This window comes from Brevundimonas sp. (assembly GCF_031412435.1).
GTDB lineage: Bacteria > Pseudomonadota > Alphaproteobacteria > Caulobacterales > Caulobacteraceae > Brevundimonas.
Window position 1 is genome coordinate 39,972 of record NZ_JANODA010000053.1, and the last position, 14,114, is coordinate 54,085.

12 protein-coding genes are annotated in these 14,114 nt (G+C 67.2%); 4 read left to right on the forward strand and 8 right to left on the reverse strand.

Features of this window, described 5'->3' with window-relative positions:
- Nucleotides 1–4: 4 nt before the first annotated feature.
- From RMO01_RS10665 to cysG, 4 genes are read right to left on the reverse strand one after another with little or no spacing between them, the layout of a single operon-like run.
- Nucleotides 5–1,123 (reverse strand): phosphoadenylyl-sulfate reductase, encoded by a 1,119-nt coding sequence (locus RMO01_RS10665; RefSeq protein WP_309629030.1) that lies wholly within the window; start codon nucleotides 1,121–1,123, stop codon nucleotides 5–7.
- On the reverse strand, nucleotides 1,110–2,777 hold the full coding sequence (locus RMO01_RS10670) for a nitrite/sulfite reductase (RefSeq protein ID WP_309629031.1): 1,668 nt from the start codon (nucleotides 2,775–2,777) through the stop codon (nucleotides 1,110–1,112). Before RMO01_RS10670 ends, RMO01_RS10665 begins: the two co-directional genes overlap by 14 nt.
- Complete coding sequence (locus RMO01_RS10675; protein WP_309629032.1) at nucleotides 2,777–3,046, reverse strand: DUF2849 domain-containing protein; 270 nt, start codon at nucleotides 3,044–3,046, stop codon at nucleotides 2,777–2,779. The genes RMO01_RS10670 and RMO01_RS10675 overlap by 1 nt, the downstream gene beginning before the upstream one ends.
- On the reverse strand, nucleotides 3,043–4,407 hold the full coding sequence (cysG, locus tag RMO01_RS10680; protein ID WP_309629033.1) for a siroheme synthase CysG: 1,365 nt from the start codon (nucleotides 4,405–4,407) through the stop codon (nucleotides 3,043–3,045). The genes RMO01_RS10675 and cysG overlap by 4 nt, the downstream gene beginning before the upstream one ends.
- A gap of 112 nt (nucleotides 4,408–4,519) precedes the next feature.
- On the opposite strand from cysG, the gene gcvA reads away from it, so the two are divergent.
- From gcvA to cysC, 4 genes are all read left to right on the forward strand, one after another.
- Complete coding sequence (gene gcvA, locus RMO01_RS10685) at nucleotides 4,520–5,449, forward strand: transcriptional regulator GcvA (RefSeq protein WP_309629034.1); 930 nt, start codon at nucleotides 4,520–4,522, stop codon at nucleotides 5,447–5,449.
- A gap of 107 nt (nucleotides 5,450–5,556) precedes the next feature.
- Nucleotides 5,557–6,375, forward strand: a complete 819-nt coding sequence (locus tag RMO01_RS10690) for a ferredoxin--NADP reductase (RefSeq protein WP_309629035.1) — start codon at nucleotides 5,557–5,559, stop codon at nucleotides 6,373–6,375.
- Nucleotides 6,376–6,462: 87 nt separating this feature from the next.
- Nucleotides 6,463–7,428 carry a sulfate adenylyltransferase subunit CysD gene (cysD, locus tag RMO01_RS10695; RefSeq protein ID WP_309629036.1) on the forward strand — a complete coding sequence of 322 codons (966 nt, stop codon included), beginning with the start codon at nucleotides 6,463–6,465 and terminating at the stop codon, nucleotides 7,426–7,428.
- The gene (gene cysC, locus RMO01_RS10700; RefSeq protein WP_309629037.1) at nucleotides 7,428–9,302 is read left to right on the forward strand and encodes an adenylyl-sulfate kinase; all 1,875 of its coding nucleotides are present in this window, start codon (nucleotides 7,428–7,430) and stop codon (nucleotides 9,300–9,302) included. The genes cysD and cysC overlap by 1 nt, the downstream gene beginning before the upstream one ends.
- Before the next feature lie 52 nt (nucleotides 9,303–9,354).
- Here the strand turns inward: cysC and RMO01_RS10705 are convergent, their stop codons facing one another.
- From RMO01_RS10705 to RMO01_RS10720, 4 genes are all read right to left on the reverse strand, one after another.
- The gene (locus tag RMO01_RS10705; protein WP_309629038.1) at nucleotides 9,355–9,645 is read right to left on the reverse strand and encodes a YciI family protein; all 291 of its coding nucleotides are present in this window, start codon (nucleotides 9,643–9,645) and stop codon (nucleotides 9,355–9,357) included.
- 100 nt (nucleotides 9,646–9,745) lie between these two features.
- The gene (locus tag RMO01_RS10710; protein ID WP_309629039.1) at nucleotides 9,746–10,663 is read right to left on the reverse strand and encodes a LysR substrate-binding domain-containing protein; all 918 of its coding nucleotides are present in this window, start codon (nucleotides 10,661–10,663) and stop codon (nucleotides 9,746–9,748) included.
- A gap of 3 nt (nucleotides 10,664–10,666) precedes the next feature.
- A complete protein-coding gene (locus RMO01_RS10715) occupies nucleotides 10,667–12,532 on the reverse strand; it encodes a CocE/NonD family hydrolase (protein ID WP_309629040.1) in 1,866 nt (621 codons plus the stop codon).
- Nucleotides 12,529–14,112, reverse strand: coding sequence for an AbgT family transporter (locus RMO01_RS10720; RefSeq protein WP_309629041.1), 1,584 nt, complete (start codon nucleotides 14,110–14,112; stop codon nucleotides 12,529–12,531). The genes RMO01_RS10715 and RMO01_RS10720 overlap by 4 nt, the downstream gene beginning before the upstream one ends.
- Nucleotides 14,113–14,114: the final 2 nt, after the last annotated feature.

Here is a 14,114-nt window from a genome sequence, read left to right on the forward strand (position 1 = left end):
GGGATCAGCCGGCGAACTGTGCCTGACGCACGAGATGAATGCCGCATTCTGTTTTTGCGGCGCCGGACCAGCGTCCGTCGCGAGGTGCGTCGTTCGCTTTCACCTGTCGCGTACAGGGCCAACAGCCGATCGATGGGTAGCCGTTGAGGCTCAGCGGATGCCGGGGCAGTTGCTCGGCGACGAACCGCTCCTCGATCTGTTCGGACGACCAGCGCATCAGGGGGTTGGCGCGCACGCGACCTTCGAAGAATTCGAACGGCTTCATGTCCGCGCGCTCTCCCGTCTGGTGCTGCTTCCGACCTGTGATGACGAGATCGATCTCGGCCAGGGCACGATCCAGCGGACGAACCTTGCGGACGTCGCAGCAGGCGTCAGTGTCGGCTTTCCAGAGAGACCCGGTCGGGTCGGCGCTTTCCAGCTCTCCCCTGAAAGGAGTCGCGATCCGGATATCGGTCAGGCCGAGCTCTCGGGTCAGGAGGTCCCGGTAGGACAGTGTCTGCATGAAATGCATGCCGGTATCGATGAAGACGATCGGCGTCGTCGGGTCGATGCGAGCGACCAGCGACAGGAGAACGGCGGACTCGGTCCCGAAGGATGAGAGGACGGCGGGGCGAAGACCCTGGTTGTCCTTGAGGGCGACCCACAGGATGTTGTCGGCACGGTCTTCGCGGACCCGCTTGTTGAAGTCGTCGGTCACCATGGCGCTGGCCCGCCGAGGCGTGACGGACCTGTCAGAAGGGGGAACCCGCACGACAGGCGCGACCTCCCGGCGACTTCGCCAGATCGGAAGCTCGCGCGTGGCTGCGGGCTGATAGACGGCGCTGAACACCCCGTCCATGCGGCGCCAGGCCTCCACATCTCCAGTCGCGCCAATGACCACGCCGTCAAACCCTGTGCGGCGCAGATGACGCGCCTGGTCGGGGATCAGGCGGCCGTCAGCGATCAACTGACCGCTGAAGCCGCGTTCACGCAGCACCGAGGCGAGAGAGAACCCACGCCCGTCCCGAAAGGCGTCGAACTCCAGGATGATGACCTCGGCGGTCGCAGCCGCGGCCTCCACCTCGTCCAGAGGGCTGGTGACGGGCAACCGCAAGCCCTTGGGCGCGTGATCAAGCCACTGCATCCAGGCCCCCATAGATCGCGTCCCGGAATGGCTCCACTCCGATACGACGCACGGCGGCGAGGAAACTCTCGCCGTCCTCGCGAATTTCGAGGTAGCGGTTGAGGGTCCGTTCGACCGCTGGCGCGACCTCGTCGGCGGGCAGGCTGCGGCCGACGATCTCGCCGAGCGCGGCGGTCTCGTCCGGCGAACCGCCGAGGGTGATCTGGTAGTATTCCTCGCCCTTCCGATCGACGCCGAGAACCCCGATGTGACCGACGTGGTGATGGCCGCAGGCGTTGATGCAGCCGCTCATGTTGACGCGGATCGGGCCGAGACGGTCCTGGAACTCGGGATCGGCGAGCCGCTCGGACAGGGCCTGCGCGACCGGGATAGATCGGGCATTGGCGAGGCTGCAGTAGTCCAGTCCCGGGCAGGCGATGATGTCAGTCACAAGGTCGGCGTTCGGGGTGGCGAGACCGAGCTCTGACAGCCGCCGCCAGAGTTCGGGGACATCGTCGAGTTTGACGTGAGGCAGGACGAGGTTCTGCTCATAGGCGGCCCGGACTTCATCGAATGAATACCGGGTCGCGAGATCGGCGACCGCATCCATCTGGTCAGCCGTGACGTCGCCGGGCACGCCGCCGCGGGGCTTGAGGGAAACAATCACGGCCGCATAGCCGGACTGCTTGTGCCGCCGCACATTGTTGCGCGCGAAGCGGCTGAAGTCGCGGTTGGCCAGAACCAGACTGTCGAAGGCGTCGCTCGCCTTGGGAAGGAGCTCAAAGGCCGGCGGCGCGAAATAGGCCCGGATGCGCGCCACCTCTTCGTCAGGAATGCGAAGGTCCTCCCGCCTCAGGGTGGCGAAGTGGCGGTCGACCTCGTCGCGGAAGGCGTCGATGCCCAGCGATGCGACCAGGATCTTGATCCGCGCCTTGTGGATGTTGTCGCGACGCCCGAGCAGGTTCCAGGCGCGCAGGATAGCCGTCAGATAGGCCAGGATGTCCTTGGCGGGCACGGCCGCTGCGATCTCCTGCGCGATATGCGGCAGGCGCCCCTGCCCGCCGCCGACGAAGACGCGGAAGGCCGTCTGGCCCTCGTTCCCGCGCACGATCTGCAGCCCGACGTCGTGGGTCCGGATCGCCGCACGGTCCCTGGTCGCGCCGGTGACGGCGATCTTGAACTTGCGCGGCAGGAAGGAGAACTCAGGGTGGATCGTCGACCACTGGCGCAGGATCTCGCACCAGGGGCGCGGATCCTCGATCTCGTCATCGGCACAGCCGGCGAAGACATCGGTCGTGATGTTGCGGATGCAGTTTCCCGAGGTCTGTATGGCGTGCATCTCGACCTCGGCGAGGTCCGAAAGCAGCGCCGGGATATCGCTCAGGGCCGGCCAGTTGAACTGGATGTTCGTCCGGGTCGTGAAGTGGCCGTAGCCCTTGTCATAGGTCCTGGCGATGTCGGCCAGGCGATGAAGCTGGCGGCCGTCCATGGTCCCGTAGGGAATGGCGACGCGAAGCATGTAGGCGTGAAGCTGCAGATAGAGACCATTCATCAGGCGCAGCGGTTTGAACTCGTCCTCGGTCAGGGCTCCCGACACGCGCCGGGCGACCTGGTCGCTGAACTCGGTGATCCGCTCGCGGACGATAGCGGCGTCAAACTCGTCGTAGCGATACATCAGGCGTGATCCAGACTGTGACCGACCGTCGGCCCCTGGGCGCGGATGGTCTCCTTGAGCCGGTCCCGCCCGGATGGGCCGTGGACCTCGACCTCGACCAGATAGGGCCCGACGAATTCGGATGGCTCCAGAAGCGCGCGCTCCAGAGCGCGGTCGGCGGTTTCACCGGCGAACCGGGCGGCCTGGCGGAAGCTTGAGACCGGTCGGCCAGCGACGCCGACATAGATGACCCGTCCGTCCGACAGGCGATTGGCGGTCAGGACCTTCATGCCGCAACTTCCGTCGACAGGAGCCGGCTTGAGGGCTCCGCCCAGGCCGCGACCTCGCCGACCACGAGCAGGGCCGGGCTGGCGATGGCTTCGCGCCGCACCAGATCGGCGAGCTCTTCAAGCCGGCCTGTGAAGGTCCTCTGATCGGGCCGGGAGCCATTCTCGATCACCGCGACCGGCGTTTGCGGATCACGACCGCCCGAGATGAGTCGATCCTGAACATTCCGGGCGCCCGAGACGCCCATGTAGATCGCCAGGGTATGATTGGGAGCGGACAGGGCTGACCAGTCAGCAGCTGCCCCGCCCGAGCGGGTCTCGGCCGTGACGAAGGTCAAGGCCTGGGCCTGGTCACGATAGGTCAGGGGGATGCCGGCGGCTGCCGCGCATCCCAGTGCGGCGGTGATGCCGGGCACCACGATAACGTCCACGCCCGCCGCTTGCACCGCTTCAAGCTCTTCGCCGCCTCGTCCGAAGACGAAGGGATCGCCGCCCTTGAGCCGCACCACCCGGTGACCCTTGCGCGCCTCCGCGATCAGGAGATCCGCGATCTCGGCCTGCGGGACCGAATGGTCGTTCCTCTGCTTGCCGACGTAGATCCTGTGGGCGTCGCGGCGGGCGCGATCGAGGATGGTTGTCGGCACCAGCCGATCGTGGACGATCACGTCGGCGTCCTGAAGAGCACGCAAGGCCTTGAGCGTCAGCAGCTCCGGATCACCCGGCCCCGCGCCGACGAGGTGCACGACGCCCGGCGACGCATCGCTGGTGTTGAGCAGGCGAAGCATGTGCCGGCGCGCCTCGGCCGTGCGTCCTTCGACGGCCAGATCGCGGGCCGGTCCGCGGAAGGCCGCCTCCCAGAACCGGCGGCGTGCCGTGAAATCAGGCAAGGTGGCAATCACTGTCTGGCGAAGACCCTCGGCAAGCCGGGCCAGCCGATCGAGACCGGCCGGCAGGGCGGCCTCGACACGCGACCGCACTTCGCGCGCCAGAACAGGCGCCACACCTCCGGTGGCGATGCCGACGACGACGCCGTCGCGGTCGATCAGCGCCGGGGTATGGAAGTCGCTGAGCGCGGGTTGGTCGACGACGTTCACTTGTGCGCCGCAGGCCCGACCCCAGGTCGCCGCCAGATCGCGCAGGTCATTATCGGCGACGGCGATGAAGACCAGGCGCGCTCCGTTCAGGTCCGGCTCGGCCGGCCAGCGCGGGATCGCGTTTTCGGCCTGGGCAGCCGGACCGGCGAACCACCGGACATCGGCGCCGGAGCCGTCGAATAGCCGCACCTTTGCGGCTGCGGCCGATCCTTCTCCCACGACCACGACGGTCGCACCGGGCAAGGGGATGGAGGCGAGGAAGACGCGCATCGAACCAGCCCTGGCGCTCCAGTGGCCAGGCTTTCGAACCGACGCCTACGAGCGGGCCTGTCCGCCAACAAACGATATTGTCTTTGGATGGCTGATAGGATTTCTATCAAGGATGTCCCGCACCCTCCTCCCGCTGAACGCCCTTCGCGCCTTCGAGAGCGCCTCGCGCCACCTGAGCTTTTCGCGGGCGGCCGACGAACTCGCGGTCACCCCGGGCGCTGTCAGCCAACAGATCCGTCAGCTGGAGGACACGATCCGCGCTCCCCTGTTCAAGCGTGAGGCCAAGGGGCTGCAGCTCACCGACCTGGGTCGCTCGGCCGCGCCGCTGGTGGCCGAAGGGCTGGACAGGTTGAGGGACGCCTCGACCCTGATGCGCGAGCCGCCGCGCCGGCGTCAGGTCTCCATCAGCGTCACCCCGTCGTTCGCATCCAAGTGGTTGATGCCGCGGATGGACGACTTCCACCGGGTCCACCCGGACATTGAGATCTGGGTTTCGGCCGACATGGAGCCGGTGGTCTTCGACCACGGCGCGACCGATCTGGCGATCCGCTACGGCGCCGGCGACTACGCCGGTCATGTCTCGGACAGGCTGCTGATCGAGACCGTCCTGCCGGTCTGCGCGCCGGCGCTGATGCAGGGTCCGAACCCCATCCGCGTCCCGGCGGATCTGAGCGGCCATGTCCTCCTGCACGACATGTCCAGCGACGGAGACGCCAGCCGGCCCGACTGGCCGATGTGGCTGATGGCGCGGGGCGTGAAGCATGGCGACCCACGCCGAGGGTCTCGTTTCAACCAGTCCGCCCTTTTGATCGAAGCGGCCGTCGCCGGACGCGGCGTGGCCCTGGCCAAGCGGACACTGGCCCAGGCGGACCTTGCGGCCGGACGGCTCATCGCCCCGTTCCACGACGGGGGGGAGGTTGTCGGCTTCGCCTATCACGTGGTTCATCCCAAGACGCGCCCCCTGTCGCCGAGCGCCCAGGCCTTTACCGCATGGCTGAAGAAGCAGGCGGCCTTCCATGACAGCGGTCTGGATCAGCTCTAGGCCCAGAACGGACCACGGCAGATTTTCTGCCTGGGACGATTAGAAGAAGTCGTTCGCACCAGGGCGTGACCGTCTCCTAACAGCGGGCTCTCATCCTGGGGCCCCGCATGACCGACGCCGTCCTTCTAGAGAAGCCCGCCGTATCCGCAGCCTGGCACGATCAGCCGATCCTCTGGACGAGGCGCTGGACCGACCGACTGTTCAGTTTCGTGATCGAAAGGCCGGAGAGCTTCCGCTTCCGGTCCGGCGAGTTCGTGATGATCGGCCTGCCCTCCGAGCAGCCGGGCGGCAAGCCAACCCTACGCGCCTACTCGATCGCCAGTCCGGCCTGGGCCGACGAGCTCGAGTTCTTCTCCATCCAGGTTCCGGACGGCCCCCTCACATCTCGCCTGGGTCTCCTCGACGCAGGCGACCGCGTCCTGCTGGGCAAGAAGCCTACCGGAACCCTCGTGCTGGACGCCCTGACTGGCGGCGCCCGCCTCTATCTGATCGCCACCGGCACGGGACTGGCGCCCTGGCTCAGCGTGCTTCGGGATCCCGAGACCTGGGAGCGGTTCGACGAGGTGATCGTCACCCATACCGTTCGCGAAGCGAAAGACCTCGCCTACCGCCAGTTCCTCACCGTCGACATCTATGACGACCCCCTGGTCGGCGACCTCGCTCGCGATCGCCTGCTCTACTATCCGACCGTCACTCGCGAACCCTTCGTCCGCACCGGTCGGATCACGGAGCGCATCGACAGCGGCGCCTTGTTCGAGGACCTCAACATCACCGGCGGCTTCGACCCGTCCGTGGATCGCGTCATGCTCTGTGGCTCGAACGCCATGATCCGTGACGTCCGCGCCCGACTTGAGAAGGCGGGCCTGATCGAAGGATCGAACGCGGCTCCGGCCCAGTTCGTGCTCGAACGCGCCTTCGTCGGCTGACCCCAGAAAAACTATCCGGTTGGTCCAGTTCATATCGTTCGACCCGTCTGTCTGTGAACGCTTGAGTGGACGACCGCAGAGGATCCGATGACGCAGATCGCACCGCTTGCCCGACTGATCGACACCCCACCCGTTCGCCTGCAGGCGCGTGGACAGTTGTCGCCGCACCTGCGCCGGCTCGAGGCCGAGGCGATCGAGATCTTCCGCGAGGTCGCTGCGACGGCGCGGAATCCGGTGATGCTCTATTCGATCGGCAAGGACTCCGGCGTCCTGCTGCATCTGGCCGCCAAGGCCTTCTACCCTGCCCCGCCGCCCTTCCCGCTGCTGCACGTCGATACGACCTGGAAGTTCCGGGACATGATCCGCCACCGCGACACGGTCGCCGACACCTATGGCGTTCGCCTCATCGTCCACATCAACGAGGACGGCGTGAAGCGGGGGATCTCGCCCCTGGCGTCAGGCTCCTCGGTCCATACCCAGGTGATGAAGACCGACGCCCTGAAGCAGGCCCTGGACCTGCACGGGTTCGATGTCGCCTTCGGCGGCGCCCGGCGCGACGAGGAAAAGAGCCGCGCCAAGGAGCGGATCTTCTCCGTTCGCGGGCCGGGTCACACCTGGGACCCTCGCCGTCAGAAGCCGGAGCTCTGGACGCTGTGGAACTCCAGTCTGATGCCGGGCGAATCCCTGCGGGTCTTCCCCCTCTCCAACTGGACCGAACTCGATGTCTGGGAATACACGCGCCAACAGGGCATCCCGGTCGTGCCGCTCTATTTCTCCGCTCCCAGACCTGTGGTGGTTCGGGGCGGCTCGTTGATCGTTCGCGACGATGACCGGCTCGTTCTGGCCGCCGGCGAGGTGCTCGAAACACGGAACCTCAGGTTCCGCTCGCTGGGCTGCTACCCGCTTTCAGCGGCCGTGGAATCCGACGCCGACGACATCGACGAAGTGATCGCCGAATTGAGGGCGACCCGCAGTTCGGAGCGGCAGGGCCGTCTGATCGACGCTGACGAGACCGCCTCAATGGAGCGCAAGAAGCGCGAGGGGTATTTCTGATGGACGGCGAACTCTTGACCCTTCGCCGCATCGATCCGGATCGCCCTCTCCGCGATCACCTGCGTTTCCTCACCTGCGGCTCGGTCGATGACGGCAAGTCCACACTGATCGGCCGGTTGCTTCACGACACCGGCCAGATCGCCGACGACCAGCTGGCGACGCTGAAGCGCGACAGTACCCGCTTCGGCACGACTGGCGACAACCTCGACTTCGCCCTCCTGCTGGATGGCCTGGAGGCCGAGCGCGAACAGGGCATCACCATCGATGTCGCCCACCGCTATTTCTCGACGGCGCGACGCAACTTCATCGTCGCCGACACGCCCGGACACGAGCAGTACACGCGCAACATGGCCACCGGAGCATCCGGCGCGGACGCGGCCGTGATCCTTATCGACGCCACCCGGGGCATCACCGCCCAGACCGAACGCCACAGCCGCATCGTCTCCCTGTTCGGGATCCGGCACATCATTCTGGCGGTGAACAAGATCGACCTGGTCGACCATGATCCCGAGGTCTTCCGCAAGATCGAAGCCGCCTACGCCGCCTTCGCGGCGGGGCTGTCGTTCCGGACGGTGATCACCGTCCCGATCAGCGCCCGCCATGGCGAGAACATCGTCGAGCGCAGCCCGGCCCTGAGCTGGCATGATGGCCCGACCTTGATCGAGGCGTTGGAAAGCCTCCCGGTCGAAGACGGCCGCTCTGCGCGCCCGTTCCGCTTCATCGTCCAGTACGTCAATCGTCGCGACCAGAGCTTCCGGGGCTACGCCGGCACCGTGGCTTCCGGCAGGATCCGTGCAGGGGATCAGATCGTGGTGAGTCCGTCGGGCCGTACAGCGACGGTCTCTCGCATCGTGACCTGGGACGGAGATCTAACCTCCGCCGAGACCGGTGACGCGGTCACGCTCTTGCTCAAGGAAGATGTGGACATCGCCCGGGGCGACGTCTTCGCCCTGCCCTTCGCCCGCCCCGCCACCGTGGAGCGCTTTTCGGCCAGCCTCCTCTGGATGGACGACACGCCGTTCTCTCCAGACCGTGCGCTGCGCATCCGGATCGGGTCCAGGACCGCCGCTGTTCGGGTCGCACTCATCGATGCAGAGGTCGGTGAGGCCGCGACACTCGCACCCAATGATATCGCGCGCGCCGCCGTAGGCCTCTCTTCGCCGATCCCGTTCGACTCCTTCGCGGACAATCCTGCTCTGGGCAGCTTTGTTCTGATTGACCGGGAGACCGGCGCGGTTGTCGCCGCCGGCGTCGCCGAACAGGCCCTGGATCAGTCGCGCAATATCTACCCGACGTCCGGGGCTGTCTCCCGGCGCGAACGCTCGCAGATGAACGGACACGAGAGCGGCGCGATCTGGATGACCGGGCTTTCAGGCTCCGGAAAGTCGACCATCGCCGCAGTGCTCGAACGGGAGCTTCACGCCCGTAGGGTTCGCACCATCCTCCTTGACGGCGACAACCTCAGACACGGTCTGAACCGCGACCTCGGCTTCTCGCCGAAGGATCGCGCGGAGAACATCCGTCGTGCCGCCGAGGTGGCCAAACTGTTCGCGGATGGAGGCGTCATCAGCCTCTGCGCCTTCATTTCCCCGAGCGAAGCCGCGCGGCAGGCCGCAAGGGAGCGGTTCCCGGCAGGAGCCTTCCTCGAAGTCTTCGTGGATGCGCCCATTCACGCCTGCAGGGCGCGGGATCCAAAGGGCCTCTACGCCAGGTCCGACGCGGGGCAGATTGCAGACCTCACAGGGGTGGATGCCGCCTACGAGGCGCCGCGCAGTCCCGATCTGGTGGTCGACACCCTCACCCTGTCTCCAGAAGCGGCGGCGCGACGCATCCTCGATCTGCTCGAAGAGCGTCGCTGGATCGGCGTCATCTGAAGTCGGATCCTCGGGGGCTGGCCCCCCTGGGGGTCGCAATCGGGCGATCTGATCAGTCGAAGCTCAAGAGCCGCAGCGGCGTGACCTCGGTCGTCACCCAGACGCCCGCCCTGGTGTAGGGCTCGCTCGCCACATAGGCATCCGCGGCCGCCCGATCGGGGAACTCCCCGATCATCGCCGATCCGATTGCCTTGCCCGCCTCGTCCAGCAGGGCGCCCACCTTGACGATCTCGCCGGCCGCATTCCGCGCATTCAGCCCTTCGATGTGCTCCGGGCGCGTCGCCTGCCGACGGGCGGGAGCATCTGCGTCCGTGCCGTCACGGCCGATGATGAGAAACTGCATGAGACTGGATCTTTCGTAGGGCATGCCGCCGTCGACGGGGATATTCGCGCCGGTGATGTAACGTTCGGCCTGAAATCACAAGAAGCGTCCGATCGACAACCTAGTCCTGCTTCGGAAGGTTGGCCCGGACGACACCGAGAAACGCATCGGCGAGGCGGTCCGGCCCGGAGTTGGCGGAGGTCGCGAAGCCGTACTCGTGGCGAATACCGGGCGTGAATCGCCTCAGGACCGCACCATCGCGGACATAGGGCTTCGCCAGTCGCTCATTGACGATGGCTACGCCTACGCCGCGCGATGCGAGCGCGCAGGCCGAGGCGATCGTGTGTGTCTCGACCTTGACTCGCGGCACCACCCCGGCGTCGGCGAAGGCGGCCTCGACCTGGGCGCGAAACCGCTGGCCCTGGCCCAGCAGGATCAGCGGGACGCCGCGCATGTCCGCCGCCGCGATCGTCTCCTGCGACGCCAGCGGGTGACTGGCCGGCAAGACGCAGGCGCTCTCGCTGACCAGCACCGTCTCGGTCCTCAGGTCCTCGCGGTTGTGCGGCAGTTTGACGAAGCCCGCGTTCACCGCGCGCGACGCGATCATCGCCTTGGCGACCTCGACACCGTGGGAGTCGATCGACAGATGCACCTGCGGGTACTGCTCCAGAAAGCGCTGGATCATGTCCGGCAGGATCGCTTCCAGAATGCTGGGTGGCGCGACAAGGCGCAGGTGACCCACGCGGAAATCCGAAATGTCGCGAGCCAGCGACTGGACGCGATCAACGTTGTCGAGCGCGCGTTCCACCTCCTGATGGAGCAGCAAGCCGTCGGCGGTCAGCATCAGTCGTCCCCGGTCGCGGTGGAACAACTCGAACCCCACGTCCCGCTCAAGCTGCGCCAGCAGCCGGCTCGCAGCCGGCTGGCTCAGGTCCTGCGAGCGGGCGGCGCTCGTCACCGAACCCAGCCGGACGATGGCGTGGAAAATCCGCAACGCCCGGAGGCGGATCGTCTGACGGCCGTCGGCGTCCGGCGTCATGGGCTAGTCCTGGGCGACCGGCCGGATGGGAAGCACGACATGCGACGGCGTGTCGGGTCCGAAATGCGCCGAGCAGATGGCGACGACAGGCTCGCTGGGCTCACCGGCCGGAACGCCTGTGCCCGGATTGACGTCGAAATGCGGGAAGTTGCTGGCGGATACGTCCAGCCGGATGCGATGCCCGGCCGCGAACAGGTTGGAGGTCGGGAAGGCCTTGATGTCGACGCCATAGACTTCCCCCGGCCGCATAGGGTGCGCGGCCTCGAACCCGTCCCGGAAGCGTAGGCGCAGCACGCCATGGGTCAAGTTCAACGCATAGCCTGCGGGGTAGTCGGCGCTGGGCGGATAAACGTCGACCAGCTTGATCATGACGTCGCAGTCCAGTGCGCTGGCCGATATCCACAGCCGCGCCGACACGGGCCCCGTGACCTCGACCGCCTCGGTCAGGACCTCGGTCTGGAACGTGACGACATCGTCGCGGTCGGCGAGCGCCCGACCCGGCGCCGAGGCCCCATACAGGTCGAACGTCTCTCGCTGATCGAAACCGCCGGCCTCCATCAGCGGCGCGCCCGAGGCGATGGCGCCGCCGATCGTGGGAACGGGACTGGCCGGATCGTGCCGCCAGGCGCGCTGACCGGCTTCGGGAACGATGCGGGACAGTCCCCCGTCGCTCGAAAGATGGAAGGCTGTGGCCTCCGTCCCAGGCGGCGGCCAGTCCGCCTCGTCGCGCCAGCGTCCGCCATGATCCAGCCGACCCTGCGCATTCCTGCGCCCGCTGCCTCCGCCCATGACGAACAGTTTGACCGGCGAGGGCAGCGGATCGGCGGCCGCCTTGTCCCGCCGCAGATGCCGGTCGAACCAGTCCAGGCGAAGGCGCAGGTAGTCGTCCGCCACATGCCCGTCCAGCGCGGCTTCGGGTCCGAAGTCGGCGTCTCCGGCCCACGTCACCGACCGCTGCCCGTGGGTCCATGGCCCCATCACCAGTCGAACCGGTCCGGCCTTCATCCGGCTGAGCGCGGCGAAATTCTCGGTCGCCGCCAGGGCATAGGGATCGTACCAGCTGCTCATGAACACCATCGGCGCGTCCGTGAACCGCTCGTAGTGGGCGGAGGCGCAAAGGTCAGGCTGGGTCCAGAAGGGGCCGAAGGTCTCGCGCGCCCATAACCGCACGACGAAGTCCTCGTACTCCGGCGCCGCTCCGAGCGGCGAATGACCGTGAAGCCAGGGGTTCACCCGGGCCCAGGCGCCGATATCCTCGGCCTCCAGCGCGGCGCGGCGCGCGGGATCGGCCGTCGTCGCCGGCGCCTGCAGCGCGTGCTTGTAGGCCCAGGTCAGCTGCTTCAGCTCAAAGGCGCCGCCCTGACGGATGCCGCTGTGATAGCCGCTCGAGAAACCTCCGGAATCCATGAACATCGCCGCCAGCGCGGGATGCCCCAACGCCGCCACGGCCGCCTGGACGTGGGCGGAATAGGACAGGCCTGTCATGCCGATCCGTCCGTCGCACCAGGGCTGATCGGCGATCCAGTCCAGTGTGTCGTAGCCGTCGTCGGCCTCGTTCAAATATTTGGAGAAGACGCCTTCGGAGGCCGACCGTCCCCGGCAATCCTGCAGGACATAAGCATATCCGGCGCGCGCGAAATCTGCCGCGACCTCCGGCTTGGAGCGCGGCGTCGGATCGACCGCGGTCCTGTCGGCGTGGTTGCTCCCCCGCTTGTCGTAGGGCGTCCGCTCCAGAATGACGCTGAACGGCGCCGTCCCGGCCGGCAGATAGATGTCGGCGGCCAGGCGCACGCCGTCGCGCATCGGAGCCATGACATCGCGCAGGACGACGATGTCCTCGCCGGGTCTCGAATGGAGAACGGCGCTCACGGGATCGCCGGCGCGGCGACTGCGGCGGGCGGCAAGGTGTAGGTCGCGGGCGCTCCCGGCCCCACCGGCAGGGACAGCGACACCCACAGCGTCACCAGCACGATCCCCGCCAGACCGAAGCAGATGCTGTAGGGCAGCATCAGGGCGATCATCGAGCCGATGCCGAAATCCGGCTTCCATCTCTGGGCGATGATCAGGACCAGCGGGAAGTTCGAGGCCAGTGGCGTGACGATGTTGAAGATGGAATCCCCCATCCGGTATGCGGCCGTCGTCATCTCCGGCGAGACGCCCAGCAGCATCATCATGGGCACGACGACGGGCGCCATCGCGCTCCACTTGGCCGAGGCCGAGCCGATGACGAGGTCGAGCCCCGACGACATGCCAAGCAACGAGACCAGCAGCAGGGGTTTGGGCATCGACAGGGCCGTCAGCGCCTCGGCGCCCTTCACCGCCAGCACCGGCCCGAGATTGGACCATGAGAACATCGCGACGAAGTGGGCGGCGAAGAAGGCCAGCACGATATAGGGGGCGATGTCGCGCATCCCCTCGCCCATCATGCGGACGAGCGTGCGGTGGTTCGCGATGGTCCCGGCCGCAGCGCCATAGGCCCAGCCGCAGCCGAGGAACAACAGCATGAAGGCAGCGACCAGGGCTCCGTAGAAGGGCGCCAGCCGCTTCGGCCCGATCGCCTCCGCATCGATCAGCGGCGCGCCCGGCCACAGAGTCAGGGCGGCGAACAGACCCACGATGGCCAGCGCAACCAGACCGGCCAGCATCAGGCCCTTCCGCTGGCGCGCGTTCAGCACCCCCATATCATCGGCCTCGGCCACGCCTTCCGGCAACTGACCCGACCATTTACCGAGGCGCGGTTCGATGATCCGGTCCGTCACGAACCAGGCGATGGGGGTGAACAGGACGCCGATGGCCAGGGTGAACCACCAGTTCCCCAGCGGATTCACGCCATAGCTCGGGTCGATCAGCTGCGCGGCCGGGGCCGTGATGCCCAGCATCAGCAAGTCGAACTGACCGGGTACGATATTGCCCGCGAACGCTCCCGAAATGCCCGCATAGGCGATGGCGACCCCCGCCAGCGGATGCCGCCCCGCCCTCGCGAACACCAGCGCCGTCAGGGGGATCAGAACGACATAGGCCGCGTCCGCCGCATGGTGGGAAAACAGGCCGATGACGAACACCGCCGGGCTCAGAAACCGCGTCGGCAGCCGCCGCACGCTTCCGCCCAGCAGGGCCGCGAAAAGCCCCGATCGCTCGGCCACCGCCGCGCCCAACATGACGACCAGCACCAGCCCCAGAGGCGGGAACCGGGTCAGGGTCTCCGGCATGTCGACCAGCAGTCTGGCGACGTTCTCCGATGACAGCAGGCTCTGGGTCACCAGTTGGTCGCCCGTCACCGGATTGACCGCGCTCCAGCCGGCGCCCGCTGCGATGACGGACACGATGACCAGCACCCCGATACAACCCGCCAGGATGAAGACCGGATCCGGCAAGGCGTTGCCCAGCCGCTCCACCCGGTCCAGCCATCCCCGACGCGCTGTCGGGGATGGGCCATTCACGTCCGTCATGC